24 protein-coding genes are annotated in these 25,836 nt (G+C 65.8%); 12 read left to right on the forward strand and 12 right to left on the reverse strand.

Going from position 1 to position 25,836, the window contains the following annotated elements; all coding sequences use genetic code 11:
- The first annotated feature begins 77 nt into the window (after positions 1-77).
- The 7 genes from VE25_RS17610 to flaF all read left to right on the forward strand — a co-directional run bounded on the left by VE25_RS17610 (position 78) and on the right by flaF (position 4,599).
- Positions 78-1,199, forward strand: coding sequence for a flagellar basal body P-ring protein FlgI (locus tag VE25_RS17610; RefSeq protein ID WP_046110001.1), 1,122 nt, complete (start codon positions 78-80; stop codon positions 1,197-1,199).
- Positions 1,199-1,525, forward strand: a complete 327-nt coding sequence (locus tag VE25_RS17615; protein ID WP_046109963.1) for a rod-binding protein — start codon at positions 1,199-1,201, stop codon at positions 1,523-1,525. The genes VE25_RS17610 and VE25_RS17615 overlap by 1 nt, the downstream gene beginning before the upstream one ends.
- On the forward strand, positions 1,526-1,993 hold the full coding sequence (locus tag VE25_RS17620) for a hypothetical protein (protein WP_046109964.1): 468 nt from the start codon (positions 1,526-1,528) through the stop codon (positions 1,991-1,993).
- Between the two features lie 136 nt (positions 1,994-2,129).
- Positions 2,130-2,468: a hypothetical protein gene (locus VE25_RS17625; RefSeq protein ID WP_046109965.1), complete on the forward strand. Its 339-nt coding sequence runs from the start codon at positions 2,130-2,132 to the stop codon at positions 2,466-2,468.
- Positions 2,469-2,602: 134 nt separating this feature from the next.
- Positions 2,603-3,748 carry a flagellin N-terminal helical domain-containing protein gene (locus tag VE25_RS17630; protein WP_046109966.1) on the forward strand — a complete coding sequence of 382 codons (1,146 nt, stop codon included), beginning with the start codon at positions 2,603-2,605 and terminating at the stop codon, positions 3,746-3,748.
- Between the two features lie 100 nt (positions 3,749-3,848).
- Complete coding sequence (gene flbT / locus VE25_RS17635) at positions 3,849-4,280, forward strand: flagellar biosynthesis repressor FlbT (RefSeq protein WP_046109967.1); 432 nt, start codon at positions 3,849-3,851, stop codon at positions 4,278-4,280.
- Complete coding sequence (gene flaF / locus VE25_RS17640) at positions 4,225-4,599, forward strand: flagellar biosynthesis regulator FlaF (RefSeq protein ID WP_046109968.1); 375 nt, start codon at positions 4,225-4,227, stop codon at positions 4,597-4,599. Before flbT ends, flaF begins: the two co-directional genes overlap by 56 nt.
- A gap of 376 nt (positions 4,600-4,975) precedes the next feature.
- On the opposite strand, the gene VE25_RS17645 is transcribed toward flaF, so the two are convergent.
- The 3 genes from VE25_RS17645 to VE25_RS17655 form a co-directional block, all read right to left on the reverse strand.
- Positions 4,976-6,868 (reverse strand): hypothetical protein, encoded by a 1,893-nt coding sequence (locus VE25_RS17645; RefSeq protein ID WP_046109969.1) that lies wholly within the window; start codon positions 6,866-6,868, stop codon positions 4,976-4,978.
- An 11-nt stretch (positions 6,869-6,879) separates the two neighbouring features.
- Positions 6,880-8,715, reverse strand: a complete 1,836-nt coding sequence (gene flgK, locus VE25_RS17650) for a flagellar hook-associated protein FlgK (protein ID WP_046109970.1) — start codon at positions 8,713-8,715, stop codon at positions 6,880-6,882.
- 100 nt (positions 8,716-8,815) lie between these two features.
- Positions 8,816-10,195, reverse strand: a complete 1,380-nt coding sequence (locus VE25_RS17655) for a flagellar hook protein FlgE (RefSeq protein ID WP_046109971.1) — start codon at positions 10,193-10,195, stop codon at positions 8,816-8,818.
- 285 nt (positions 10,196-10,480) lie between these two features.
- On the opposite strand from VE25_RS17655, the gene VE25_RS17660 reads away from it, so the two are divergent.
- Positions 10,481-11,347 (forward strand): hypothetical protein, encoded by an 867-nt coding sequence (locus tag VE25_RS17660; RefSeq protein WP_046109972.1) that lies wholly within the window; start codon positions 10,481-10,483, stop codon positions 11,345-11,347.
- A 66-nt stretch (positions 11,348-11,413) separates the two neighbouring features.
- A complete protein-coding gene (locus VE25_RS17665) occupies positions 11,414-12,331 on the forward strand; it encodes a homoserine O-succinyltransferase (RefSeq protein WP_046109973.1) in 918 nt (305 codons plus the stop codon).
- 313 nt (positions 12,332-12,644) lie between these two features.
- On the opposite strand, the gene VE25_RS17670 is transcribed toward VE25_RS17665, so the two are convergent.
- Positions 12,645-14,630, reverse strand: a complete 1,986-nt coding sequence (locus tag VE25_RS17670; protein ID WP_083989031.1) for a PhoX family protein — start codon at positions 14,628-14,630, stop codon at positions 12,645-12,647.
- A 329-nt stretch (positions 14,631-14,959) separates the two neighbouring features.
- Between VE25_RS17670 and VE25_RS17675 the strand changes: the two genes are divergently transcribed.
- Positions 14,960-16,411: a YcjX family GTP-binding protein gene (locus VE25_RS17675; RefSeq protein ID WP_046109974.1), complete on the forward strand. Its 1,452-nt coding sequence runs from the start codon at positions 14,960-14,962 to the stop codon at positions 16,409-16,411.
- A complete protein-coding gene (locus VE25_RS17680; protein WP_046109975.1) occupies positions 16,408-17,427 on the forward strand; it encodes a YcjF family protein in 1,020 nt (339 codons plus the stop codon). Before VE25_RS17675 ends, VE25_RS17680 begins: the two co-directional genes overlap by 4 nt.
- Here VE25_RS17680 and VE25_RS17685 read toward each other — a convergent pair.
- Positions 17,424-17,852, reverse strand: coding sequence for a winged helix-turn-helix transcriptional regulator (locus VE25_RS17685; RefSeq protein WP_046109976.1), 429 nt, complete (start codon positions 17,850-17,852; stop codon positions 17,424-17,426). The two genes, VE25_RS17680 and VE25_RS17685, sit on opposite strands and share 4 nt — an antisense overlap.
- 115 nt (positions 17,853-17,967) lie before the next feature.
- On the opposite strand from VE25_RS17685, the gene VE25_RS17690 reads away from it, so the two are divergent.
- Positions 17,968-18,564, forward strand: a complete 597-nt coding sequence (locus VE25_RS17690) for an NADPH-dependent FMN reductase (RefSeq protein ID WP_046109977.1) — start codon at positions 17,968-17,970, stop codon at positions 18,562-18,564.
- 139 nt (positions 18,565-18,703) lie between these two features.
- Here the strand turns inward: VE25_RS17690 and VE25_RS17695 are convergent, their stop codons facing one another.
- From VE25_RS17695 to VE25_RS17725, 7 genes are all read right to left on the reverse strand, one after another.
- Entirely contained in the window at positions 18,704-19,033 is a 330-nt protein-coding gene (locus VE25_RS17695) for a 2Fe-2S iron-sulfur cluster-binding protein (RefSeq protein WP_046109978.1), read from the reverse strand.
- Positions 19,034-19,182: 149 nt separating this feature from the next.
- A complete protein-coding gene (locus tag VE25_RS17700) occupies positions 19,183-20,211 on the reverse strand; it encodes an NAD(P)/FAD-dependent oxidoreductase (protein ID WP_046109979.1) in 1,029 nt (342 codons plus the stop codon).
- A 175-nt stretch (positions 20,212-20,386) separates the two neighbouring features.
- A complete protein-coding gene (locus tag VE25_RS22455) occupies positions 20,387-21,661 on the reverse strand; it encodes a phosphoadenylyl-sulfate reductase (RefSeq protein ID WP_083989033.1) in 1,275 nt (424 codons plus the stop codon).
- Positions 21,662-21,828: 167 nt separating this feature from the next.
- Positions 21,829-23,499, reverse strand: coding sequence for a nitrite/sulfite reductase (locus VE25_RS17710; RefSeq protein ID WP_046109980.1), 1,671 nt, complete (start codon positions 23,497-23,499; stop codon positions 21,829-21,831).
- Complete coding sequence (locus tag VE25_RS17715) at positions 23,486-23,791, reverse strand: DUF2849 domain-containing protein (RefSeq protein ID WP_046109981.1); 306 nt, start codon at positions 23,789-23,791, stop codon at positions 23,486-23,488. The genes VE25_RS17710 and VE25_RS17715 overlap by 14 nt, the downstream gene beginning before the upstream one ends.
- Positions 23,792-25,186: a siroheme synthase CysG gene (gene cysG, locus VE25_RS17720; protein ID WP_046109982.1), complete on the reverse strand. Its 1,395-nt coding sequence runs from the start codon at positions 25,184-25,186 to the stop codon at positions 23,792-23,794. It abuts the gene before it with no gap.
- Between the two features lie 193 nt (positions 25,187-25,379).
- Positions 25,380-25,700 carry a 2Fe-2S iron-sulfur cluster-binding protein gene (locus tag VE25_RS17725; protein ID WP_046109983.1) on the reverse strand — a complete coding sequence of 107 codons (321 nt, stop codon included), beginning with the start codon at positions 25,698-25,700 and terminating at the stop codon, positions 25,380-25,382.
- Positions 25,701-25,836: the final 136 nt, after the last annotated feature.

Genomic DNA, 25,836 nt, shown 5'->3' on the forward strand with positions numbered 1-25,836 from the left:
CAATTGGCACGTTTCTCGCAATGTGCATGGCGAATGGTTCGCCCATGGGGATGGGCGGACGCGATACGGGGAACACCATGAGACCAAGGCTATTGCGATACGCCCTTGCCGCGCTCGCCGCCGTCGTCCTCTCGGGGCCGATGGCCGAGGTGCAGGCCGCCGCTGCGCGCATCAAGGACATCGTCGACTTCGAGGGCATCCGCGAGAACCAGCTCGTCGGCTACGGCCTCGTCGTCGGCCTCAACGGCACCGGCGACGGGCTCAACAACTCGCCCTTCACCCGCCAGTCGCTGCAATCGATGCTCGAACGCCTCGGCGTCAACACCGCCGGCGAGAACGTGCGCACCGCCAACGTCGCGGCCGTCATGGTCACCGCCAATCTGCCGCCGTTCGGCACCCAGGGCTCGCGCATCGACGTCACCGTCTCGGCGCTTGGCGATGCCCGCAGCCTGCAGGGCGGCACGCTCCTCGTCACCCCGCTCCTTGGCGCCGACGGTGAGGTCTATGCCATCGCCCAGGGCCCGGTGAGCATCAACGGCTTCCGCGCCGAAGGGGACGCCGCTACCATCATCTCGGGCGTGCCCACCACCGGCCGCATCTCCAGCGGTGCGCTGATCGAACGCGAGATCGACTTCCATCTCGGCTCGCTCCGCTCGCTGCGCCTCGCCCTGCGCAACCCGGACCTGACCACTGCCCGGCGCATCGCCCTTTCCATCAACGACTTCATCGGCGCGCCGACCGCGACGCCCGAGGATCCGGCGACGGTGCGCGTCACCCTGCCCCCCGGCTTCAACGGCAACATCGTCGACCTGCTGACCGACATCGAGCAGTTGATGGTGCAGACCGACCAGCCCGCCAAGATCGTCATCGACGAGAACTCCGGCATCATCGTCATGGGCCGGGACGTGCGCGTCTCCACTGTGGCGGTCGCCCAGTCGAACCTCACCGTCACGATCGCCGAGAACCCGGAAGTTGTGCAGCCCGCTCCCTTCAGTTTCGGCGTGACCGCTGTCGAGCCCAACACCAACCTCGACGTGACCGAAACGAGCAGCAACCTCGCCCTCGTCAACGAGTCGGTCACCCTTCAGGAGCTCGTCGACGGGCTCAATGCCCTCGGCATCAGCCCGCGCGACCTCATCGCCATCCTGCAGGCGATCAAGGCGACCGGCGCCCTGCAGGCCGAGATCGAGGTGCTGTGATGGTCGGCTCCGTTTCCGTGACCACCCAGACCGGTCTGCCCGTCGAGCGTCTGCGCCAGCAGGCGCAGGAACTGGAGGGCGTGTTCCTTCACACCCTCGTCAAGCAGATGTTCTCCGGCATCGAGACCAAAGGCGCCTTCGGCGGCGGGTTCGGCGAGGAGACCTGGCGCTCGATGCAGGCCGAGCAGATGGCCCAGGCCATGGCCGAGGCCGGTGGCATCGGCCTCGCCGATCAGATTCTCGGCGACCTCATCGCCGTACAGGAAGCCGCCAACGCAACCGTGCCCGCAGGGGCCGCAACAGCCTACAAGGGAGCAACCCGCTAAATGTCCGCCGCAGAACGCCTTTCCGCCCTCGACAGCCTGCCGGCCGCAGAACTCTGCGCCAGCGCCGGCGAGACCCTTGCCGCCCTCGTCGATATCATGAACCGCGAAACGACCCTGCTACGCGCCGGACATCTGCGCGACTCGGCGGCCCTGACACCCGAGAAAACGCGTCTGGCTCAGGACTATGTCGGCTTTGCCCGTTCCATCCAGCGTCAGGCCGATCGGCTGAAGGCCGAAGCCCCCGCCGAGCTCGAGGCGCTGCGCCTCGGCCATGAACGCCTCGCCACCCAGATGGCCGAGAACCTGCGCGTCATCGCCACCGCCAAGGCCGTCACCGACGATCTCCTCACGGACGTCGCCGTGCTCGTCGGCCAGCAGGAGCGGCCGGCGACCTATGGCGCGAACGGCGCGATGGCCGAGGACCCCGCCGATGCCGCCCTCGGCATAGCGGTCAACAAGGCCCGTTAAACGGGCAGCGACATTGCGTTAAAATTTGAATCGAATAGGCTCGAATTCCTAAAGGTGGGGACAACGTCCCCACCCGACCCTCCGGATGAACGAAGGCCGCCGGCGACCCCGGCGACCAAGCCGAAGGGATCGTCGATTGAGTCTTCTCTTTTCCGCCGAGCCCATCCTCGCCGGCGCCGCCGCGAATGCGGACTTGCGGGCACGCACGGCGCCGGGCCAGGCGACGATCCTGCCGGACGGCGCGGTCCCTGCCCGCCGCGCCGGCCTCATGAGCGACAACAAGTCCCGCGAACGTTCCCGCCGCAACGCTCCGCCCGCCGAGCCGGAGCTGCCGGCCGGCGCCATGTTCGCCGCCTCCGTGGCCGCTGAGGCCGTGCCGCCGCGTCCGGACGACCGCCAGGAAAATGTGCGGCGCATCGGCAGGCCGAGGGGCTCGAAGCAGACCGGCCTCATCCTGCCCGACCGCACCGCCTGAACCGGCCTGATGCCACCTGGATGACGACTGGGTTTACCGCCGCCGTTAACGGTTCTTTATCGGGTCCGCGGCATGCTGGCGTCAGTCTCAGGAAGAGGCGTCACTGCAATCGGTCTCCTAGAAGAGGAAACAAAATGTCCGATATTTCGCTTTCGAAAGCCGTTCGTTCGAACCTGCTTTCGCTCCAGAACACCGCGGCGCAGATGGGCAAGACGCAGGAGCGTCTGGCCACCGGCAACAAGGTGAACTCCGCCCTCGACAACCCGACCAACTTCTTCACCGCGTCGTCGCTCAACAGCCGCGCCGGTGACATGGGCGCGCTGCTCGACGGCATGGCCAACGGCATCCAGACGCTGCAGGCCGCCGACAATGGCCTCAAGGCCATCACCAAGAACCTCGAGTCGATGCAGTCGACCCTGCGCCAGGCCCGTCAGGACAAGTCGTTCCAGACCCAGTCTTACGAGCTTTCGCTCACCAACGGCGCTTTCGCGGGCGCTGCCGGTGACGGCACCGTTGTTATCGGCCTGGACGGTGGTTCTATCGGCAACACCGCCGGCACTCCGGCTGAAGTCGACATCAGCGGGTTGACGCTGGATGCCGCAGTTGAAGCGATCAACACCGCGCACACGGGCAAAGTTCGCGCCTCGAACGACAATGGCAAGCTGCGCATCGAGAACATCTCGACTGGAGATTTGACGGTCTCCAACGAGGGCACCAACACCACCGCGGTCACGATCGGCGCTACTGCCGGCACGATTGAGGGCAACTCGGTCCGCGCCGACCTCGCCACCCAGTACAACGAGCTGCGCGACCAGCTCGACAAGCTGGCCGACGATGCCTCGTTCAACGGTGTGAACCTGCTGCGCGGCGACCTCCTGAAGATCACCTTCAACGAGACCGGCACTTCTGAACTGGAAATCCAGTCCAAGGACGGCAAGTCGATCAATTCGGCGACGCTCGGCCTCGAGACCAACATGGAGGCCCAGGACTTCGACGCCGACGCCACGATCGACGCGTTCCTCACCGATGTGAAGTCGGCGATCAACACCGTCCGTTCGCAGTCGTCCGCCTTCGGTTCCTCGCTTTCGATCGTCGAGAACCGCCAGGACTTCTCGAAGAACATGATCAACACGCTGCAGACCGGCGCCGCCAACCTGACGCTGGCCGACGCCAACGAGGAAGCCGCAAACCTCCTCGCCCTGCAGACCCGCCAGCAGCTCTCCTCGACGGCCCTCTCCATGGCCTCGCAGGCTGACCAGGCCGTGCTGCGTCTGTTCTAAGCGCAACGCTCATACGAATGGGAGAAGGCGGGCCTCGTGCCCGCCTTTTCTTTCGCCCCCCTGCTATACTGCGCGCAACATCAACGATTCGAGTCCGCGCATGTCGCTCAAGGTCGAACTCAAGCCCGGCGAACGCCTTATCGTCGGCAACTGCATCATCACCAACTCGGATCAGCGCGCCCGCCTCTTCATCGACGGCAAGGCGCCTATACTTCGCGAGAAAGACATCCTGACGCCGGCGACGGCCGACAGCCCCGCCAAGCGAATTTATCTTGCCGTTCAGCTGATGTACCTTGAGGACGACATCTCGACGTTGCGCGGCGAATATTTCGAGCTCGTGAACGACATCGTCAAAGCCGCTCCGTCGACAATTCCCTTTGTCGATCAAGTAAATAACGAGATTTTAACCGGAAATCTTTACAAAGCTCTCAAGGCAGCCAAGAAGCTGATCGAGCACGAACGGGGCATTTTCGCACATGCAGCAGAATCAGGCGGCGGCGGCTTATCAGCAGGTCGCCAGGCGGACGACTAACCCGCGCGACCTGGAGGCGAACCTGCTTTCGCGTTCGGCGGCAAACCTGCAACGCGTGCGCGACAACTGGGAAAAGGACGCGACCGACCTCAACCAGGTTCTGACCTTCAACCGCAAGCTCTGGAACGTGTTCATCAATTCGGCGACCAACGAAAACCATCCTCTGGCCGCGCCCATCCGCCAGAACATCGCCAATCTTGGCCTCTTCGTCATGAAGCGCTCCCACGAGATCATGCTGCGCCCCGAGCCGCAGAAGCTCGATGTGCTCATCAACATCAACCGCGAGCTGGCCGCGGGCCTGCGCAGCCAGGCGAGCTGATCGGCTTCACCCGCTAGTATCCAAAAGCCCCGAACCTGGTTCGGGGCTTTGTGTTTGAGGGTTCGGCGCTATCACGGGGTAGATGGCGGACACAGCCTCAGTCGCCGCTTGCCCTTTTCATCACTCACCGCCTGTCATCCCGGCGAAAGCCGGGATCCATCCTGAGATGGTTCACCAGCCGCAAGGTGTGCGTGATCGAGGCAGGAGGGGCGCTGCCGCTCCTTGCGTATTCCTTGATGCGCTCGGGGATGGGTCCCGGCTTTCGCCGGGATGACAGCCGGTGGGTGGGCGCGATGGTGCCACGGACACTTCCCCCTTCTCCCTAAGGGAGAAGGAGTGCCGTGCCTGTGGTGGCGTCCGGGCAAGGCCGAGTACGCTACCTGATGTAATGCACCAGGCTCAGCTGCGCGACCATGGCCGTCGTCTGGTAGCTGGCCTGCAGGCGCACCTGCAACGCCAGGATCTCCATGGCGACGTTCTCCTTGGAAACCGTCTCGACATCCGAAAGCAGGTCATCGAGCTGGGCCTTGTAGTTCGTATGCCGGGTAGCGGAGTTGTCCGAGGTCGTTCGGGCGACGGCGAGCTCCATGGTGACGATCTCGATGGAGCCGCGTTCGGTGTTGTGCTGCTCGCCCATCTCCGACATCTGCCGCGTGGTCATGGCGTCGAACCGGCCGCGTGAAGAGGGATCGTCGGTAGGGTACGTCTCGACCGACATGGCCGCCATGGTGCGCATGAGCCGGAGGAACCCGCTCTCGTTGGCCTGGACGCCATAGGCGGCCTTGGTCGCATCGTCGACCTGGGCGGTGACGCTCTGGCGCGGATTTCCCTCCGCCGCCCCCGCCGCGACCGTGACGCCGTCAGTCAGGGCCTTGGAGAAATTGGCCGCGGTCTGGGCGGCATCGCCCCCGATGCTGAACTGTCCGGGCCCGGCCTTGCCGCTGACGGCGGTCAGCGTCACCTGGCGGGTCGTTCCGTTCGGCTCGGAAAGCGTCACCGTCACCGTCTCGCCGGCCGCCGGCGGGGCGTTGAACTGGATCGAGACCGACTCCGGATCGCTGCCGGCCTGGCTCGTCGAGATGTTGGCGGTGGGAAGCGAGACGCCGGTGATCCGGAACCCGTGCGCCGCCGAGACCGGCGCCTGCTCGCCGAGCGTCACCGCATTGCCCGACTGCGTGACATTCAGCCGGCCCAGATTGCTCGCACTGACGGCCGGGCTCTCGCCCGCATACCAGGTGACCGTGTCGTTGGGCGAAGCAAGGCGCAGTCCGGTGGCGGTTGCCGCCGTCTGCGGAGGCGTGAAGTCGACGCGCAGCGCCGGTTCGCCGGGACCGTTGAAGAAATTCTGCGCCGCCGCGTAGGTCGAAGCCGCCGAAAGCGTCGTCGAGGCTTCCGTCTCGAGGCTGCCGCGCAGCGCCGTCTCGAAATTGGCGGCCGTCGCCGTCGGATCGGCGCCAATGGTGAACTGGCCTGCCGCCGGCGGATCATCCGTGGTGGCGGTGAGCGTGATCTGCGTCTCGGTGCCGTCCGGCAGCGTGAAGCCCATGGTCACCGTTTCCCCGGCGATGGGCTGGCCGGTGAAATCGACGCCGAGCGAGGCGGGATTGCCCGTTGGGCCGGAGAGCGTGACGCCGCCGCTCGAGCTCGACAGGTTCGAAAGCTTGAAGCCGAAGGGGTGGCTGCCGTCCTCGCTGAGCGTAACGGTGGTGCCGGCTCGGCTCGTCGCCAGGCGCCCGAGGCCGTCGGCGCCCGCATCGGCGAGCTTCCTTTCGCCCGCGACCGTGCGGAAGCCCGCCCGGCCGCCCTCGCCCTCCAGCAACACCTTCTCGTTGGGCAGCGGCGGCTTGTCGGTCACCGAACCACCGAACAGGTAGCGGCCGGCGACTTCGCTGTTGAGCAGGGTGACGATCTCGTCGAACCGGCCCCGCGACAGGCCCGGGAGCGTCGCCATGTTGATGTCGCCGGTGCCGTACTGGCCGGGGATGGCCGAGTTGCGTGCCTCGCCCTCGATCTTGTCGAAGCGCGTCATGGCGTTGTCGAGGAAATCGAGCCGCAGGTTGACGGTCGAGATGTTGGCATTGAAGCCCTCGATGCGGGCGAGGCGCGAACGCACGCTGAGCGACAGCGGCAGGTCGCGCCCCATGCCCGAAAGGTTCGAGGATTTCTGGCCAGTGCCGAGCTGCATCTGCAGTTCGCTGAGCCGCCCCTGCATCTTGGACAGGACCGAGAAGCTCGTCTGTATCGGGTACATCGACTTGTTGACGATCATGGCGAGCTCCTTCAGGCGTTGAACAGTTTGTCGAACAGGTCCTGGACGATCGAAACCACCCGGGCATTGGCCGAATAGGCGTTCTGCAGCTCGATGAGCCGGGCCAGCTCCTCCTCGACGTTGACGCCGTACTGCTGCTCCATCTGCTGCATGACGGTATCGAGCGTCAGCAACCTGTCGTCGCGCCGGTTGATGGCCGAGGCGATCGAGCTGCCCTGGAAGCCCATCACCTGCGAGATGACCTCGCCGACGCTGCCGTTGAGCTGGAAGGCGTTGGGATTGGCCTTCGGGTCGCCGCCCGAGACGAACTTCATGTTCTTGAGCTGGTCGACCAGATAGTCGGGCCGCGAGCTGTCGCCGAGCGACCCGCCGATCTCGTGCTGCACCAGCACCCGGTTGTCGGCGAGCACCGCAGCGTTGATCGAGATGCGCGCGGCAAAGCCGAGCTTCTGCGGCGGATTGGTGTCGAGGTTGTTGGTGAAGGCCTTGTTGCCGGCGTCGACGAAGAGGTTGAGGGCGAGCCCCCCGCCCTGCGCGGCGCCCGAGGACGAGCGCCCGATCACCGATGTGACGTCGATAGCGCCCCCTGCCCCGTCGTCGAGCACGCTGAGGGTGGACCCGGACGACTGCGAAAAATCGAGACCGGGCAGAAGGCCGGCGAGTTGCCCGGCGACCGCCCCGGCGCCCAGCGACATGTCGACGCCGATGACGCGCACGCCGCTCGCGTCCTTGTAGTCGAGCGCCTGCACCGTGTTGACCAGCCGCACCTGTCGGGCAACGCCGTTTTCGGTGTAGTTGATGAGCACATCCTCGCCCGGCGCGATGCCGCCGATGTCGAGCTCGTAGCCCGCCACTCCGCCATTGGCCGCTTCCGTGCCCGGCGTCTGCACCGTGCCGAAGGCCTTGGCGAGCGCGGCGGCGATCTCGTCGAGCTGCGACTGGGCCTGCACCAGCGTGCGGTCCCGCAGGTCGAGGAGCCCACCGAGCTCACCCCCCTGGATCACCCCATGCTGCACGAGATCGAACGTCATCCCCGAGGGGGAGGTGAGCGTCAGCTTGCCGACCTTGGTCAGGTCCGGATCGTGGTGGAACTCGGAGGTCGCCGCGAGATTGCCCGCGGACTCGAAATTGAAGGTCGAGGCGCGCCCGTCGATCAGGCTCGCGCCCGACCGGGTCATGAGCGCCACCGTGCCGTCCGGGCGATAGTCGGCCGTGACGTCGATCTTCTCGGCGATCTGCGAGACGAGCCTGTCGCGCTGATCCATGAGGCTGGCGCGTGCGCCATCCGTCGCACCGAGGTCGAGCAGCCGCAGGTTCACTTCCTGCAGGCTCGTCAGCATGCCGTTGAGCTGATGAACGTTGGCGGCGATCTGCCCCTCGGTCTCCTGACGCATGGTCTGGATATCGTTGGAGAGGCGGTTGAGCGTCTCGACCATGGTCTGGGCCTGGGAGACGACCTGGGCGCGCACGTTGTAGTCGTCCGGGCTCGTGGCAAGCGAGGAGAGCGCGTTCTGAAGGTCCTGGAACACCTTGTCGAGCGAGCCGGCGTCGCCGGGCTTGCCGAGGTAGGTCTGCAGGCGGTCGAGGTAGTTCGCCTGCACGCTCGACATCGCCGCGTCCGAGACCTGGCGCGTGTAGTAGGTCTGCAGGCTCTTGTCGAACGCCCGGTTGATCCCCATCGTGCGCGCATAGGTCGACGAGTGATCGCTGTAGTCGACGACGTTGAGCGATTGCTTGTGATAGCCGGGCGTGCCGGAATTGGCGATGTTGCGCGAAACGACGGCCAGCGAATCCTGGTTGATCCGCAGCCCCGAGACCGCATTGTTGAGCGAGGACATCAAACCCATTCTGGGCTCCTATCGGATTGGGTGTCAGGCGCCGGCGAGGGCGCGGCCGGCGCCGAAGATCGCTCGTCCTTAAGCGGCCTCCGGCGCCCGGCTGCGTGCGTTAGCGGATCATGTTCAGGGATTCCTGCAGCATCTGGTCGGCGGCGCTGACGATACGGGTGCCCGCCGCGTAGGCCTGCTGCGTGACGATCAGCTTGGTGAATTCCTCCGAGATATCCGTGTTGGACGCCTCCAGCGATCCTCCGAGGATTCCGCCGCCCGAAACGTCGGTGATCGGCTCGCCCGACTCGGCTGTCGCCGAATAGACGCCGCCGTCGTGACGCTTCAGCTGGTTGGCCGCGTTGAACTCGGCGGTCACCACCTGCGCCATGTCGATACGCATGCCGTTCGAATAGGTCGCGACGACCCGGCCGTTGTCGGCGATGGCGACCGACACGAACTCGCCGGCCCCGTAGCCGTTCTGGTTGAGCGTCGTCACCCGCGCGGTGCCATTGACGTCGGCGAACTGCGAAATGCCCTTGGCGCCGAAGTTGAACTCGACGTCGCCGACCTGGACGCCGTTGACGGTCAGGTTGGCGATATCGATGGATGTACCCGTAGGCGCAGTCATCGAGCCGTCGGGCCCGAACGTGAACTCGGTGTCCACCCGCGTCCACATGGCGTCCGTGCCGGTCGCGTTGCTGTCCGAGACATAATAGAGGTGCCAGGTGTCCGTGCCGCCATTGGCCTGGCTGTCGACCTTGGCCCAGCGCATCTGCACGACGGCAGGCGCGCCGTTCTCGGCAAAGACGGTGATCGACCCACCCTCGATCGTGTTGGTCAGGAACAGCGCGTTGTCGCCCGCCTCTATCTGGTTGAGCGGCGTGCCGGTCGTGCCGCCCGCATAGTCACCCGCATCCAGCAGCTCGCTGCCCGGCACCGTCGGATTGTAGGCGGTCGTCTTGGGCACCTGGGGCAGGTTGCCCTGATAGTTGATGCGCGAGCTGAGCTGGGCCGGCAGGAACGCGTTGGAGAGCTGGATCACCTCCGGCACCGAACCCGAGATGTTGCCGGTGCGCGTGTCGATCGGCAGGCCCTTGAGATAGTAGCCGGCGCCGTTGACCAAGCGCCCGTCCTTGTCGATCTCGAAATCCCCGCGGCGGGTATAGAAGTTGGTGCCGGCAAAGACCGCATTGCCGTCCGACTGACCGACCTTGGGCTCGACGACGAAGAAGCCGTTTGAGTTGAGCGCGATATAGGTCCCGGTCGAGACCGACTTGATATCGCCCTTGATGTCGTTGGTCGAACGCGACTGCGCCTGCACGGCACCCGGGATCTGGCGGTTGAGGGGCGCATCGGGAATGAGATCGAGGAAATCGGTCTCGATGCGCTTGTAGGCCGTGGTCTGCGAGTTGGCGATGTTGCCCGAGATGTTCTCGAGCGCATGCGCCTGCGCGCGCAGCCCCGACACCGCACTGGAAAGAGCCCCGTAAATGCCCATGAATAACTCCCGCGAACTGGTTGCGCCTCCTCGGGCGCGTCGCCTCATGAGGAGCAAATAGGGTGCCAACTGGAAAGGAGCCCGGATTTGCTGGGGTTTCCGGCGCCGGCGCCCGCAATTGAGGCGGCATCGCGGCAAGTCTGACCGGGCAGCCGGGCATTTTTTGCCGCCGGCTCATGGCGCACCGCCTCTAGCATCGACGGCATGCAGGGCTCCCGCTTGTCCCCGCCGGTCGACTGCTTTAAACGCTTGCGGTCTGACGCCTCCGCCGGAGCCACCCGCCCCATGCTATTCAAGAACAAGGACGAGTTCCTCGCGAACCCGCGCCACGCGGTGACGGTCTTCGGCATGGCCGGCGTCGGCAAGACGTGGCTGAGCAACCTCCTACGCGAGGACGGCTGGTTCCACTACTCGGTGGACTACCGCATCGGCACCCGCCACATGGGCGAGTACATCGTCGACAACTTCAAGCGCGAGGCGATGAAGGTGCCGTTCCTGGCCGACCTGCTGCGCTCGGACTCGATCTACATCTCGTCCAACATCACCTTCGGCAACCTCGACCCGCTCTCGACGTATCTGGGCACGCCCGGCGATCCGAAGCGCGGCGGGCTGCCGCTGCGCGAATACCAGGTCCGCCAGGAGCAGCATCGCGTCGCCGAAATCTCGGCGCTGCTCGACGTGCCGCACTTCATCGAGCGGGCCGAGGCCCTTTACGGCTACGGAAACTTCATCGCCGACACCGGCGGTTCGCTGATCGAGGTCATCGACCATGACGATCCGGAAGACCCGGTCGTCAAGACCCTCACGCAACACACCGCGCTGGTCTATATAAGGGGTACGGACAAGGACGCCGACGAACTCGTGCGGCGCTTCAAGAAGAACCCCAAGCCCATGTACTACCGGCCGCAATTCCTCATCGAGAAATGGAACGAGTACAAGGCGCTGAACGGCGTCGCCGATGACGAGGCCGTCGACCCGGCCGGCTTTGCCGCCTGGGGCTTCGCCGCCCTCCTCCACGACCGCCTGCCGCGCTACCAGGCGCTGGCGGACAGGCATGGTTACGTGATCGAAGCGGCCGATCTCGCCAAGGTGAAATCGGGCGCCGATTTCATCGAGCTGATGTCCTGGGCGATCGAGAACCGAATGCGTTAGGGCCGCAGGCCCCAGCCGCAAGCACGTTTCGATCCCCATTCAACTCAGCAATCGCAAGAGGGCCAGATGCCCATCCGCATTCCCGACAACCTGCCCGCCCGCCAGACGCTCGAGCGCGAGGGCGTGGTGGTGATGGATTCAACCAGAGCCGCCCGACAGGATATCCGCCCGCTCCAGATCGGGCTCTTGAACCTTATGCCCAACAAGGAGCGCACCGAGACGCAGTTCTCGCGCCTCGTCGGCGCGACGCCCCTGCAGATCGACCTGACGCTCGTCCGCGTCACCGACCACAAGTCCAAGAACACCTCGGAAGATTATCTCAAGACCTTCTACCGGACCTGGCAGGACGTGCGCTCCGAGAAGTTCGACGGCTTCATCGTCACCGGCGCGCCTATCGCCAACATGCCCTTCGAGGACGTGCGCTACTGGCCCGAGATGGTCGAGATCATGAACTGGACGCAGACCCACGTCCACCACACCATGTTCATCTGCTGGGGCGCGCAGGCCGCCCTGCACCACTTCCACGGCGCGCGGCGGCGGCGGATGGAGCAGAAGGCGTTCGGCGTCTATCGCCACAAGGTCGTCAAGCCGGCCTCCCCCTATCTTCGCGGCTTTTCCGATGATGTCGCCATTCCCGTCTCGCGCTACAACGACATCGAGCGCGAGAGCCTCTCGGGCGACCTGGAAATCCTCATCGACAATGCCGAGATCGGCCTCTGCATGCTGGACGACCCCAAGCACCGGGCCGTCCATATGCTCAACCACCTTGAGTACGACAACCGCTCGCTGGCGGACGAGTACGAGCGCGACCTGAAGGCCGGCCTCGATACTCCGCCGCCGATCAACCTCTTCCCCAACGACGATCCGACCCAGCAGCCGGAAAACCGCTGGCGCAGCCACGCGTTCCTCTTGTTCCAGAACTGGATCAACGAGATCTACCAGACGACGCCTTATGAGGTGGGCGAGATCGGGACGAGCGAATAACGGCAATACACTGGCGAGTGCGCGGAACCGTCTCCCTACCCCCTTGTGGGGAGGGATTGAGGGTGCCCGCCTTGCAGACCAGAAATGACGGGGCCGGCTCACGGAGCCGGCCCCAACGCGTTACGCTACGCTACTGACTAGACTATGTCATGTATTGACGGAAGCACGAGCCGGAGGGCTCCCTCCCCCTTGAGGGGAGGGGTCGGGGGTGGGGGTCCATCGGTGATCCCCACAACGCCCCCCACTCTCATTCCCTCCCCTCAAGGGGGAGGGAGGCGAAGGAGCCGCCGATTCCGATAGAGCCTGACGTGCCCTAGACAGCGATCTTGCCGCCGCCCTGCCTGGTCACGACCACCACGGACGGACGCACCGGCAGGCTGTCGTCGAAATCCGGCCAGCGGGTCGAGGGATCCTCGTAGTAGGACACGCGCCCGAAGCCTTCCCAGTCGTCGCCGCCGTCGCCCGGGTGCTGGACGGCAAGGAACAGCGTCTCGGCATTGGGCGTGAACACCGGGCCGCACATCTCGGCGCCGACCGGCACGCGGAAGAAGAGCTTGGACGTGCCACGCGCCGCGCCCTCGGTATCCACCGCCCACAGGCCATCAGTGCGGCCGGTGGCGGACGGGTTGTTGCCGTCGGTCGAAACCCACAGGCGTCCGTCGCTGTCGATGGCGCAGTTGTCGGGCATGCCGAACCAGCCATTGACGGTGGTGTCGGTCGAGAAGGTCGCGCCGACCTCGGCCACCGACGGATCACCGCACTGCAGCAGAACTTCCCAAGTGCCGGTGGTCGCGGCGAAGTCCCCATCCGCCTCAGCGATCTCGATGATGTGGCCGAAGGCGTTCTCGGCGCGCGGGTTGGCGGCGTCCACCTGCTCGGCTTCGCGGCGGGTGTTGTTGGTCAGCATGACGTAGACCTTGCCGTTGGTCCCGTTCGGCTCGATGTCCTCGGGCCGGTCCATCTTGGTGGCGCCGAGGAGGTCCGCGGCGCGGCGCGTCTCGATGACGATGTCGGCCTGGCTCTCAAAGCCGTTCTCTTGCGTCAGCGGACCCTCGCCGTGGACGAGAGGCATCCATTCGACCGACCCGCTCTCGTCGAACCGGGCGACGTAGAGCGTGCCCTCGTCGAGCAGGTCCATGTTGGCGGCGCGGTCGTCCGGATTGTAGGTGCCGGCGGTGACGAACTTGTAGACGTAGTCGAAGCGCTCGTCGTCGCCGAGGTAGAACACCACGCGGCCGTCCTTGTTGACGATCGACTCGGCGCCTTCGTGCTTGAAGCGGCCGAGCGCGGTGCGCTTCTTGGGAACGGACGTCGGATCCATCGGGTCGACTTCGACGATGTAGCCGAAGCGGTTGGGCTCGTTCGGCTCCTTGGCGATGTCGAACCGGTCGTGGAAATTGGCCCATTCGTAGGAGCCTTCCGGAACGCCGAGACGGTCGTAGTTGGCGAATTCCGGATGATCTTCGGTCAGCTCGCCGCTGAAGTAGCCGTGGAAGTTCTCCTCGGCCATGATGTAGGTGCCCCAGGGCGTGACGCCCCCGGCGCAGTTGTTGAGGGTGCCGAGTACCTTGGTGCCGGTCTGGTCTGCATTGGTCTTGAGGCGGTCGTGGCCGGCGGCCGGGCCGGTCAGTTCCATCTCGGTCATCGCCGTGATGCGGCGATTGTATTGCCCGTCCGGAACAACCTGCCACTTGCCGTCGACCTTGCGGATCTCGACGATGGTGCCGCCATGCGCCATCAGCTCGACATCGACCTGCTCCTTGGTCAGCGAGTTCATCGTCATCTCGCCCTCGACGATGGTGACGAGGCCGGGGAACATCAGGTGCGGGTTGGTGTACTCGTGGTTGACGACGAGCAGCCCGTGCTCATCGGAGCCGTCGAGCGGGATATAGCCGACATAATCGTTGTTGTAGCCGAACTGCTTGGCCTGCGCGTCCGCGGTCTGGTTGGCCGGATCGAACGCGGGTGCATCGGGCAGCACCGCATCGCCCCAGCGCAGCAGCACGTCGGCGTCATAGCCTTCGGCGACATGGTGCGTCTCGTCGACGCCGGCCTCGACCTCGGTGAACGAGAAGGCCGAGCCGCCCTCCTGCGCGCGGGCCTGTTCGGCCTGCAGCAGCGCCAGCGGGCTCACGGTCGCTGCAATGGCCGAAACCGCAAGCGAGCCTTTGAGGAAGCCGCGGCGCGAGAAGCGGGCCGAGATGATCTCGCCCATGGTCGGGTTGGCGGACGGGTTGCGCGGCTCGGCGTCGGCAAGCTCGAGCTGCGACGTCTTGAAAACGGGTTGGTGCTCGTTCATCGGCATGCTCCTCAACTGCATGGAAAGGCTCCAGAGATTAGAGCCGTTCCAAGCTGTAGGAGGGGCCGATCACAGACCGATGACCGGCGCGTGACGTTTATGTGACGGACGTTTCTCGCTGGTGGTTGCCCCTCCCCAAGGGTCATCCCCGCGAAAGCGGGGACCTCTGTTTTCCTTACCGGCGTTGCAAACGGAGGTCCCCGCTTTCGCGGGGATGACCCGGTTGGTGGAGGATGCTCACGAAGCTCGATCAGCATGGGTGGGCCACCCCCTACCGCCTTGCAATTCCTGTCATAGCCCCTACCTTCTTCCCGCTCGAGGAGACCCGCTTGCCGCAATCGCCAACCACCATCGTCGACGAACTGGGCATAGCGCTGGCCAACCTCGCCGACGCGGCGACCGGCACGTTCACGCCGACGCTGCGATTAGGCGTCACAGGCCTGTCGCGGGCCGGCAAGACCATCTTCATCACCGCCCTCGTCCATAACCTCCTGACCGGCGGGCGCCTGCCCGGTTTCGCGCCTTTGACCGAAGGCCGCTTCATCGGCGCGCGGCTCGCCGAGTATCCGGACGCCACCATTCCGCGCTTCGCCTACGAGCAGCACCTGGCGGCGCTGACCGGCAAGCCGGCCACCTGGCCCGAGAGCACCCGCCGCATTTCGCAGCTGCGTATCGTGCTCAAATACCAGTCGAACCGCTGGCTGGCCGGCATGACCGGCCCCGCGACCCTCAACCTCGACATCGTCGACTATCCGGGCGAATGGCTGCTCGACCTGCCACTGCTGTCGCTGAGCTTTGCCGAGTGGAGCCGCGGCGCGCTGGAGCGCGCCCACCGCCCCGGCTCCGAGAAGGAAGCCAAGCCTTTCCTCGATGCGCTCGCGGGCATCGATCCGCTGAAGGACGCCAACGACGCCGACGCCGAGACGCTCGCCGCCGCCTTCACCCAATACCTGCGCATGAGCCGCGAGGACGGCCGCGCGCTCTCGACGCTGCCGCCCGGGCGTTTCCTCATGCCCGGAGATCTCGAAGGCTCCCCGGCCCTCACCTTCGCGCCCCTGCCGCCGCAGGAGCACGGCGTGCGCTCGTCGAGCCTTTATGCCATGCTCGAGCACCGCTACGAGGCCTACAAGGACCGGGTGGTGCGCCCGTTCTTCCGCGACCATTTCGTGCGGCTCGACCGGCAGGTGGTGCTTGTCGATGCGCTGCGGGCCCTCAACGCCGGACCGGCGGCGGTCGCGGACCTCGAAACGGCGCTCTCGGATGTGCTGGCGTGCTTCCGCCAGGGCGAGAGCAACCCGCTCTCGCGCCTCGTCTCGCGCCGCATCGACCGCATCCTCTTTGCCGCGACCAAGGCCGACCACCTGCACCACACCAGCCACGACCGGCTGGAGGCGATCCTCAACCGGCTCGTCGCCAACGCTTCGCGCAAGGCGCGTTTTGCGGGAGCCGGGACGCAGTCGATCGCCATCGCCGCCATCCGCGCCACGCGCGAGGGCACCATCACCGAGCGCGGCGAGACGCTGCCAACGATCATCGGCACCCCCGACAAGGGGCAGACGCTCGACGGGACCGTCTATGACGGCAAGACGGAAATCGCGTTGTTTCCCGGTGACTTGCCGGAAAATCCGGAATCGGTTTTCGAGGGCGAAAAGCTGGCGCTGAGCTTCCTGCGTTTCGTCCCGCCGCAGACTCTCGAGCGCAACGCCGCCGGCGATTTCGTCCTGCCACACATCCGCTTCGATCGCGCGCTCGACTACCTCATCGGAGACTGGCTGAAATGAAACGCCCCGTCGCCCGACCCGTCACGCCCGACAAGATCGTCCCGGAAACCATTCGCGCCCCGCGCGCCTTCACGCCGCAGGCGGTAACCGTCGCCGAGCCCGAGTTCGACGAGCAAGCGGCACCCGACGATCTCGTTTCGCCCGCGCCCAAGCGCATGGGACTCGTCGGCCGCATCCTCTGGACGACCGGCGGAATCCTCGTTTCGCTGGCCCTCGGCCTTGCCGCCGAGCGGCTGATCCGCGATCTCTTCGAGCGCTACGAATGGCTGGGCTGGGCAGGCGTCGCCGCCCTCGCCGCCTTCCTCGTCGCGCTCCTTGCGTTGGTGCTGCGCGAAATCTGGGCACTGCGGCGGCTGCGCACCCTCGACAAGCTGAAGGCCGAGGCGGCAGAGGCGGTGGCGACCGACCGGCCGGACAAGGCCAGGGCCGTGCTGGCGAGCCTCGAAAACGTCTATGCCGGCCGCGCCGACCTCGCCCGCGCCCGCCAGTCGCTCAAGGACCACACCGCGCACATGCTCGACGGGGCCGAGCAGATACACCTCGCCGAACGTTCGCTGATGGCCCCGCTCGACGCCCGCGCCCGGGCGCTGACCGCCGCGTCCGCCCGGCGCGTGGCGCTGGTGACGGCGGTGTCGCCGCGCGCGCTCATCGACATCGCCTTCGTCATCTATGAAAGCATACGGCTGGCCGGCGCCATCGCGCGGCTCTACGGCGCCCGCCCCGGCTTCTTCGGCTTCTGGCGCCTCACCGGCGCCGTTCTGGCGCACCTCGCCGTCACCGGCGGACTGGTGCTGACCGACGGCGTCGTGGAACAACTCGTCGGCCAGGGGCTGGCGGCCAAGCTCTCCGCACGCCTCGGCGAGGGCGTCGTCAACGGCCTCATGACCGTGCGTGTCGGCATCGCCGCCATGCGGGTCGTGCGCCCCCTGCCCTTTGCGGTGCTGAAACAGCCCGTAGTCCGCGACTTCATCGGCGACCTCGCCAACGTCACGCAGACGGGCGGGAAAGCGGACTAGCGGAAATAGGCGATCTTCGCCGGCTCTTCCGTCTGCCGCGCCTCGAATGCCTCACGCGCCGCCGCGACGCGGTTGCGGTTGACCACGGCCCAGCTGCTGAGCGCCATCAGCGGTCCGCGCAGGTCCTGCCCGAGCTCGGTCAGCGCATAGTCGACGCGCGGGGGAATGCTGGGCGTCACCTTGCGCGTCACGAACCCGTCCTTCTCGAGATCCCGCAGCGTCGAGGTCAGCACCTTCTGCGAAATGCCCTCGATGTCGCGTTTCAGCTCGGAGAACCGCCGCGGCCCTTCCGACAGCATGATGATGACGAAGATCGTCCACTTGCCGCCGACGCGTCCCAGCAGCTCCGCGATCGTCATACCCGCCTCCCGGCAGGTCTCTTCCGTTACTTCCGCCGATTTCTTGAAGGTAACCGGGGTCACCATGGCCTCACTCCAGTATGAAAAAAGTGCCGTCTTGCCGCTCTCGGCGACAGTCACAAATATAGTCTCGGTTACCGTTGGTGACCAGATCACCCACGAGAATTTCGAGGTTCTTTCAATGACTCTCCCCAAGATCGGCGTCATCCTGTCCACCACGCGCCCCAACCGCTTTGCCGACAAGCCCGCGTCCTGGATCATGGAGCTCGCCGCGCGCCGCGGCGACCTTGCGCTCGAGCTCGTCGACCTGCGCGACTATCCGCTCGCCTTCTTCGACGCCCCGATGTCGCCGGCCCACGCGCCGATCGAGGACGAAGTGGCGCAACGCTGGTCGAGGCGGATCAGCGGGCTCGACGGCTACATCTTCGTCGTCGCCGAGTACAACCACTCGATCCCGGCGGCCTTGAAGAACGCGCTCGACTACACCTACAACGAGTTCGCCCGCAAACCCGCCGCCTATCTCGGCTATGGCGGGGTCGGCGCGGCCCGCGCCATCGAGCAGCTGCGCCTCATCAGCATCGAGCAGCAGATCGCGCCCACCCGCGCCGGCGTCCATATCGGCATGGAGCCGTTCCTCGGCATCCTGCAGCAGGGCAAGACGCTCGACGATTTCGACTATCTGGTGACGTCCGCCAACGCCATGCTCGACGACCTCGCCTGGTGGACGAACGCCCTCAAGACCGGCCGCGAGGCGGTGGAGATCACCAAGGCGGCTTAAGGTCCGCTCCCCTCCCCCTTGAGGGGAGGGGCCGGGGGTGGGGGTCCATCGGTGGACCACTGAACCACCCCCACCCTCATTCCCTCCCCTCAAGGGGGAGGGAGGCGATGGAACCGCCAGCTCAGTTCAATGGAAAGAATCAGGCCGCTTCGTCCTTGGCGGCGCTTTGCGCCAGCGTGACCTTCAGCCCATCGAGGTCGTCGCTCATCAGGATCTGGCAGGAGAGCCGCGAGTTGGCGCGCACGTCCCCGACGCTGTCGAGCATGTCCTCCTCCTCGTCGCTCGGCGCGCCGACGGTGTCCATCCAGGCATCGTCGACGTAGACGTGGCAGGTGGCGCAGGACATGGCGCCACCGCACTCGGCCTTGATGTTGAGGCCCCAGTCACGGATGACCTCCATCACCCGCCAGCCCTCGAGACCCTCGAGCTCGTGTTCGGTGCCGGACTGGTCGGTGACGTGGATTTTCATGCCGCTTGTCCTTGTATTGCCCTTGGCCGGTCAACTTTCACAGGTCATCCCCGCGAAAGCGGGGACCTCTGTTGAATTTGAAACGGAGGTTCCCGCTTTCGCGGGAATGACCCGGGGTTTTATTTCCCCGTCCGGTGCGAGGCAAGGATTCAAGCCACCCCGAGCTTCTTCTGCAGCTTGGTCGAGGAGGTCGTGTACTGGAACACGATCTTCTCGTCCGGCGAGATGATGCGCTTGGCTGCCTGCGCCATCAGCGCCGCCTCGTGGAAGCCCGAGAGGATGAGCTTCAGCTTGCCCGGATAGTGGTTGATGTCGCCGATGGCGAAGATGCCGGGCACCGAGGTCTCGAACTTCTCGGTGTCGACGACGATGAGGTTGTCGTTGAGCTCGAGGCCCCAGTCGGCGACGGGGCCGAGCTTCATCGTCAGCCCGAAGAAGGGCAACAGGCGCGTCGCCGGCAGCGACACGTCGCCGGCATCGGTCGAGAAATGGATGCGCTGGAGCTGGCCGCCCTCGCCCTCGAGGCCGGCGATCTGGCCGATCTGCAGCGAGATCTTCCCGTCGGCGACGAGCTTTTGCATCTTGTTGACCGAATCCGGGGCCGCGCGGAAGGCGTTGCGGCGATGGACGAGGGTCAGCGAGCGCGCGATCGGCTGCAGGTTGAGCGTCCAGTCGAGCGCGGAATCCCCGCCGCCGACGATGACGACGTCCTGGCCGCGGAAGTCCTCCATCTTGCGCACCGAATAGAAGACCGACTTGCCCTCGTAGGCCTCGATGTTGTCGACGGGCGGACGCTTGGGCTGGAACGAGCCGCCGCCGGCCGCGATCACCACCACCTTGGCGATGAACGTCTCGTCGGCGTCGGTCGTCAGGCGGAACGTGCCGTCGGCCTGCTTCTCCAGCGTGTTGACCATCCGGCTGAAGTGGAATTCCGGCTGGAACGGCGCGATCTGCTGCATCAGGTTGTCGGTCAGCCCCTGGCCGGTGACCACCGGGAAGCCGGGGATGTCGTAGATCGGCTTTTCCGGATAGAGCTCGGCGCACTGGCCGCCGGGGCGGTCCAGGATGTCGATGAACTGACATTTGATGTCGAGGAGCCCGAGCTCGAAGGCTGCGAACAGGCCGCACGGCCCCGCGCCAATGACGACGGCATCGGTGACGATTTCAGTTCCACTCATTCTTGTCTCAATATTGTCGGGGCGGCGCCGGCCCTCGATCTATCGCAGGGTCATCCCCGCGAAAGCGGGGGGCTCCGTTCGGCTGAACAGAGGTTCCCGCTTTCGCGGGAATGACCCCGTGGTTGAACATGTTTGCTGTGCGCCAGCAAAAGGTGACAAACGCGCTCCGTTTAAATCAACTGGCGCGGCGAAGATAGGGCCGAGTGCCGACCGGCACCTCGGTCACGCCCACAGGCTGATAGAAAATGCCGACTTGCGCCAGCTTGCCTTCGACCAGCGCATTGCGGGTCGGCTCGTGCGTCACGACCAGCGCAGTGACGCCGCAGCGGCGCATCAGCGGAATCTGGTCGGCAAGCACGTCGCCTACCGCCCTGATTTCCCCGGCGAATTTATAGCGTTCGGCCAGGAGCCGCGCCGTCGAATAGCCGCGCCCGTCGGTGAAGGCCGGGAACCTGATGGCGATCGAAGCAAAGCGCGACAAATCGTCCTTGACGTCCTCGATGCGCTCGCCGGGCGACACCAGCAGGCCCAGCGGATGCGGGTTGGCAAGGAACGTCTCGCGGTGCTCGAGAAAGACGGGCAGCGGCACATGCGTGTAGCGGGCCGTCGCCGCATCGTCCGCCTCGCTCCACTCGTGGAACGGATCGGCGATGAAGGCGCCGTCCTTGTAGAGGTTATGCTTCTCGACCGCGACCATGGGCTTGGCGATGGCTCCGTTGAAGTCGAAATGGATGCCGCATTCCTTCTTGTTGAGCCCGCGCCAGCGGCCGGCCCGCGGATCCTCGCCATCGGCTACCACCGAGGTGCACGGCGCGCAACCGATGGATTTGTAGCCATGGGCATAAAGCGGGTGTTCGGGCAGGTCATGCTCGCGCCGGTAGGCGACGACATCCGCATCCGAGAAATAGGCGAGCGGATTGACCTTGATGCGATCGTCGCTCGTCAGCTCGAAATGCGGCAGCACCCCTCGCTCGGCGGTCTGGTAGCGCTTGCGGCCGGTGACCCAGCCGCCGTACTGCTCGGTGATCGGCTCCAGCGGCTCGGTCTTGCGGATATGGCAGCAGGAATCCGGGTCCGTCTCCCAGAGATCCCCGTCGGGATCGAAGCGCTTGACGTCGGCCTGGTCGGGGTGGATGGCGATGACGTTGGTCAGCCCCAGCCGGTTCTTGAGCGTCTCGACATAGTCGAGCGTTTCGGAAAAGTGCTTGCCCGTCTCGAGGAAATAGACCGGCAGGTCCTTCTTCACCTGCGAGACCATGTGCAGGAGCACCGCCGAGTCCGCGCCGAACGAGGAGACGATGGCGACGTCGTCCGGCAGGATTTCCTCGATGGCATGCCGCAGTACCCCGAGCGCATCCATCTCGTCGAACATGCCGTTGAGCGCGACGACGCCGAGGGCGCGCAGAGGATCGGGGCGATGCTGCCTAGGCAGCGCGCTGACTTGGGCCATAGAGGGCCTCCTGAGGTTTCCTCACCGGGTTGCGGAACACCCCCCTCCCATCCTCCCCCGCAAGGGGGGAGGTGCTGCATGGTGCATGGGCACAATCCTGCCAAACCCACCAGCCCGGCACCTCCCCCCTTGCGGGGGAGGTTGGGAGGGGGGTCAAGACTGCCGGATCACGCCGCACGTTCGGCCGCTCCGTAGAGCGCCTCCTTGAACGGAGCTTCGCCGAGCCGGCGGACCGCCGAGATGAACGTTTCCTGCGGCCCCTCGCGCCGGGCGATATACGCATCGACCAGCCGCTCGATGGCGTCGGGCACGTCCTCGGCCTCGAAGCCGGGCCCGAGGATCTTGCCGACGGCGGCGTTTTCCGTCGCATCACCCCCGAGCGTAATCTGGTAGAGCTCGCCGCCCTTCTTCTCGACGCCGAGAATGCCGATGTGGCCCACGTGATGGTGCCCGCAGGCATTGATGCAGCCCGATATCTTGATCTTCAGTTCCCCGATCTCCTTCTGCCGCTCCATCCTGGCGAAGCGTTCGGAGATCGACTGGGCAACGGGGATCGAGCGGGCATTGGCCAGCGCGCAATAATCGAGGCCGGGGCAGCAGATCATGTCGGTGATGAGCCCGGCATTGCCGTCGGCGAGCTCGGCGGCCACCAGCGCGTCATAGATCGCCCGCAGGTCGCTGATCCGCACATGCGGCAGCACCAGGTTCTGCTCGTGCGTCACCCGCAGCTCGTCGAACGAATAGCGCTCGGCAAGGTCGGCGACCGCATCGATCTGCGCGTCGGTCGCGTCCCCCGGCGGCTTGCCGATGGGCTTCAGGGAGATCGTCACGCTCGCATAGCCCGGCACGCGGTGCGAGGTGATGTTGTTCTCCAGCCACTCGCCATAGGCGGTGTCGAGAATCTTCTCGCGCGCCACATCGATCTTCGTTGCCGGCAGGTTTTCGAACGGCGGCGGCGCGAAATAGGCGCCGATCCGGTCGAGCTCTTCCTGCGGCAAGGTGAGGACGCCGCCGCGGATTTCGGCGAATTCGGCTTCCACCTGCCCCTTGATCGTCTCGAGGCCCTCTTCGTGGACGAGGATCTTGATGCGCGCCTTGTACTTGTTGTCGCGCCGTCCGTAGCGGTTATAGACGCGCAGGATGCTTTCCAGGTACGCCAGCAGGTGCTCGTGCGGGACGAACCCGTTGATCATCTTGCCGATCATCGGCGTGCGCCCGAGCCCGCCGCCGACCCAGACTTCCCAGCCGATCTCGCCATTGGGATTGGCGACGGCCTGCAGCCCGATGTCGTGGAAGCGGATCGCCGCCCGGTCGTTGGGCGAGCCGGCCATGGCGATCTTGAACTTGCGCGGCAGGTAGCTGAACTCCGGGTGGAGGCTCGACCACTGCCGCAGGATCTCGGCGACGGGGCGCGGATCGATGATCTCGTCGGCCGCGGCACCTGCGAACTGGTCGGTGGTGATATTGCGGATGCAGTTGCCCGAGGTCTGGATGGCGTGCATGTCGACCGAGGCGAGGTCGGCGAGGATCGCCGGCACGTCCTTGAGCTTGGGCCAGTTGAACTGGATGTTCTGCCGGGTGGTGAAGTGTCCGTAGCCGCGGTCGTAGGTGCGCGCGATGTGGGCGAGCATGCGCATCTGCCGCGAGCTCAGCGTGCCATAGGGCACGGCAATGCGCAGCATATAGGCGTGGAGCTGCAGGTAGAGCCCGTTCATCAGCCGCAGCGGCCGGAACTGGTCCTCCGAAAGCTCGCCGGAAATCCGGCGCCTCACCTGATCGGCGAACTGCGCCGTGCGCTCGCGCACGAACGCGGCGTCAAATTCGTCATATCGATACATGACCGTCCTCACCCAGATGCTGCCGGTCGAAGACGGGCGCCGTCGGTCCCGCCGCGCGGATGCGCTCGCGCAGGCGCTGGGGCACGATCCTGCCTTCGACGATGTTCACTTGTTCGGTTTCGAGGCTGATGACCCGGCCGGTGGCCTTGGTGGCGGCGAGAGCGGCATCGCGCGACTCTGCCTCTTCCTTGGCGAAGACGCGCGCCGCCTGCAGGTCCTCGACCCAGCGGCCTTCGCCGTCGAGATAGACCGTCGCGCCCGATGTCAGCTCGTTGCCTGTCAGAATTTCCATCTATGCTACCTTGAAACTTGCCTGCGCGAGGTCCGCCGCCTCGCCCCAGTCGCCGGCAGCCACCGCCTCGCCGACGAAGATGATGGCCGGGCCCGGCGCGAAATCGACCGTCCCGTCCGCCAGCCCGCCGAGCGTGCCGGCATAGAGCGCCTTGTCGGCGCGGCCGGCGTTGACGACGATGCCGACCGGCAGGCTCGCGCCCGCCCCGTGAGCGATGAGCCGGCCCGCGACCTCGGCCGCGATCGACTTGCCCATGTAGAGCGCCAGCGTCAGCCCGCTCGCGGCGAGCGCCGCCCAATGCTGCAGTTCACCGTCGTCCGCGCCATGCGCCGTCGCCATGACGAAGCCGCTCGAGACCTTGCGCAGGGTCACGGGCGTCGCCGTATCGGCCGCCGCCGCCAGCGCCGCGCTGACGCCCGGCACGATGGCGTAGCCGATGCCGGCCTTGCGCAGCGCCGCGATTTCCTCGCCCGCACGCCCGAAGATCATAGGATCGCCGGATTTCAATCGCGCGACCTTCTTGCCTTCGCCCGCGAGCCGCACGAGGAGCGTGTTGATCTGCGCCTGGCTGAACGAGTGATGGCCCTTGGCCTTGCCGACGCAGATGCGCTCGGCATCGCGCCGGCCCATCTCGACGACGCCATCGGGCACGAGCTGGTCGTGGACGATGACGTCCGCCTCCTGCAGCAGGCGCTGCGCGCGCAGCGTCAGCAGGTCCTCGGACCCCGGGCCGGCGCCGATCAACCAGACCATTCCAGCTCCGGCACCGTTCCGGGCATGCGCCTCAAGCAGCGCTTCAGCCGCCTGCGCACCGTCGCCGGCATTCGCCGCCGCCTCGATGGCGGGCGAGGTGACGAGATCCTCGTAGAACCGGCGCTTTGCCGGCCCGTCCTGAATCAGTTTCTCAACTTTCGCCCGCAGGCTCCCGGCAAGCCGCGCCACCTTGCCGAGCCCCGGCGGCAGCAGCGCCTCGATGCGCGCCCGCACCAGCCGCGCCAGCACCGGCGCATCGCCCTCGGTCGAGATCGCGACCGTCAGCGGCGCCCGCTCGACGATGGAAGGCGTATAGAAATCGCACTCCTCCGGCACGTCGACGACGTTGAGCGGAATGCCCCGTGCCCGCGCCGCAGCCTTTGCCGCCACGCCATCGGCGCCATGACCGGCAACGAACACCAGCGCCGTCCCATCAAGGTCGGAGGCCACGAACGGCCGCGCGATGACGCTGACAGGCAGCGCGGAGAAATCCGCTTCGATGTCTTCTGAGATAATGACGACCGATGCAGTCGTCTTAATTGCCAACCGGGCCTTATTGAGGGCTTCTTCTCCACCGCCGACGATGACGATGCGCTTACCCTCGATCTTGTAGCTCAACGGAAATGTGTTGAGTTGGCCCATTGGACTCCTTGTCCTTCACGTGAGCCCGGAAAATAGAGGCAGCGCGCGTCACGAGCAAGGCGTTGAAATACAATAGCTTTTATATTTCCCTTCACCCGCCGCACTTAGAACGCCACGCACAACGGGCCGGCCGCACCGCCAAAAGAATCCGCGCCCGCCCGGATGGAGGAAATTTTTCTCCGGAGAACCGCGCCTACCCCTGCCGCGTCGGAACATGCACCACCAGCCCGTCGAGCTCGTCACGCACCTTGATCTGGCAGGAAAGCCGGCTCGTCGGGCGCACGTCGAAGGCGAAATCGAGCATGTCCTCTTCCATGTGCGAGGGACCGCCGGTGGCGTCGAACCACTCCTCGTCCACGTAGACGTGGCAGGTCGCGCAGGTGCACGCGCCCCCGCACTCGGCCACGATCCCCGGCACGCCGTTCATGATGGCGGTCTCCATCACGGTCGCCCCGTTCTGCGCCTCGGTCTCGTGGCGAGTGCCGTCGGATTCGATGTAGGTGATCTTGGTCATCAGGCCGTTCTTGCTGCTTTATGAAGCCGATATAGACCCGGTGTGGCAACCCTGCAACGCCGGTGGGCGCATACCTCCCGCGAAGCCGGAACACAACGTGGTGGCGTTGAAGGCTGGCCGGAGGCCCCCTCATCCG

It is taken from the genome of Devosia geojensis (assembly GCF_000969415.1).
Lineage (GTDB): Bacteria > Pseudomonadota > Alphaproteobacteria > Rhizobiales > Devosiaceae > Devosia > Devosia geojensis.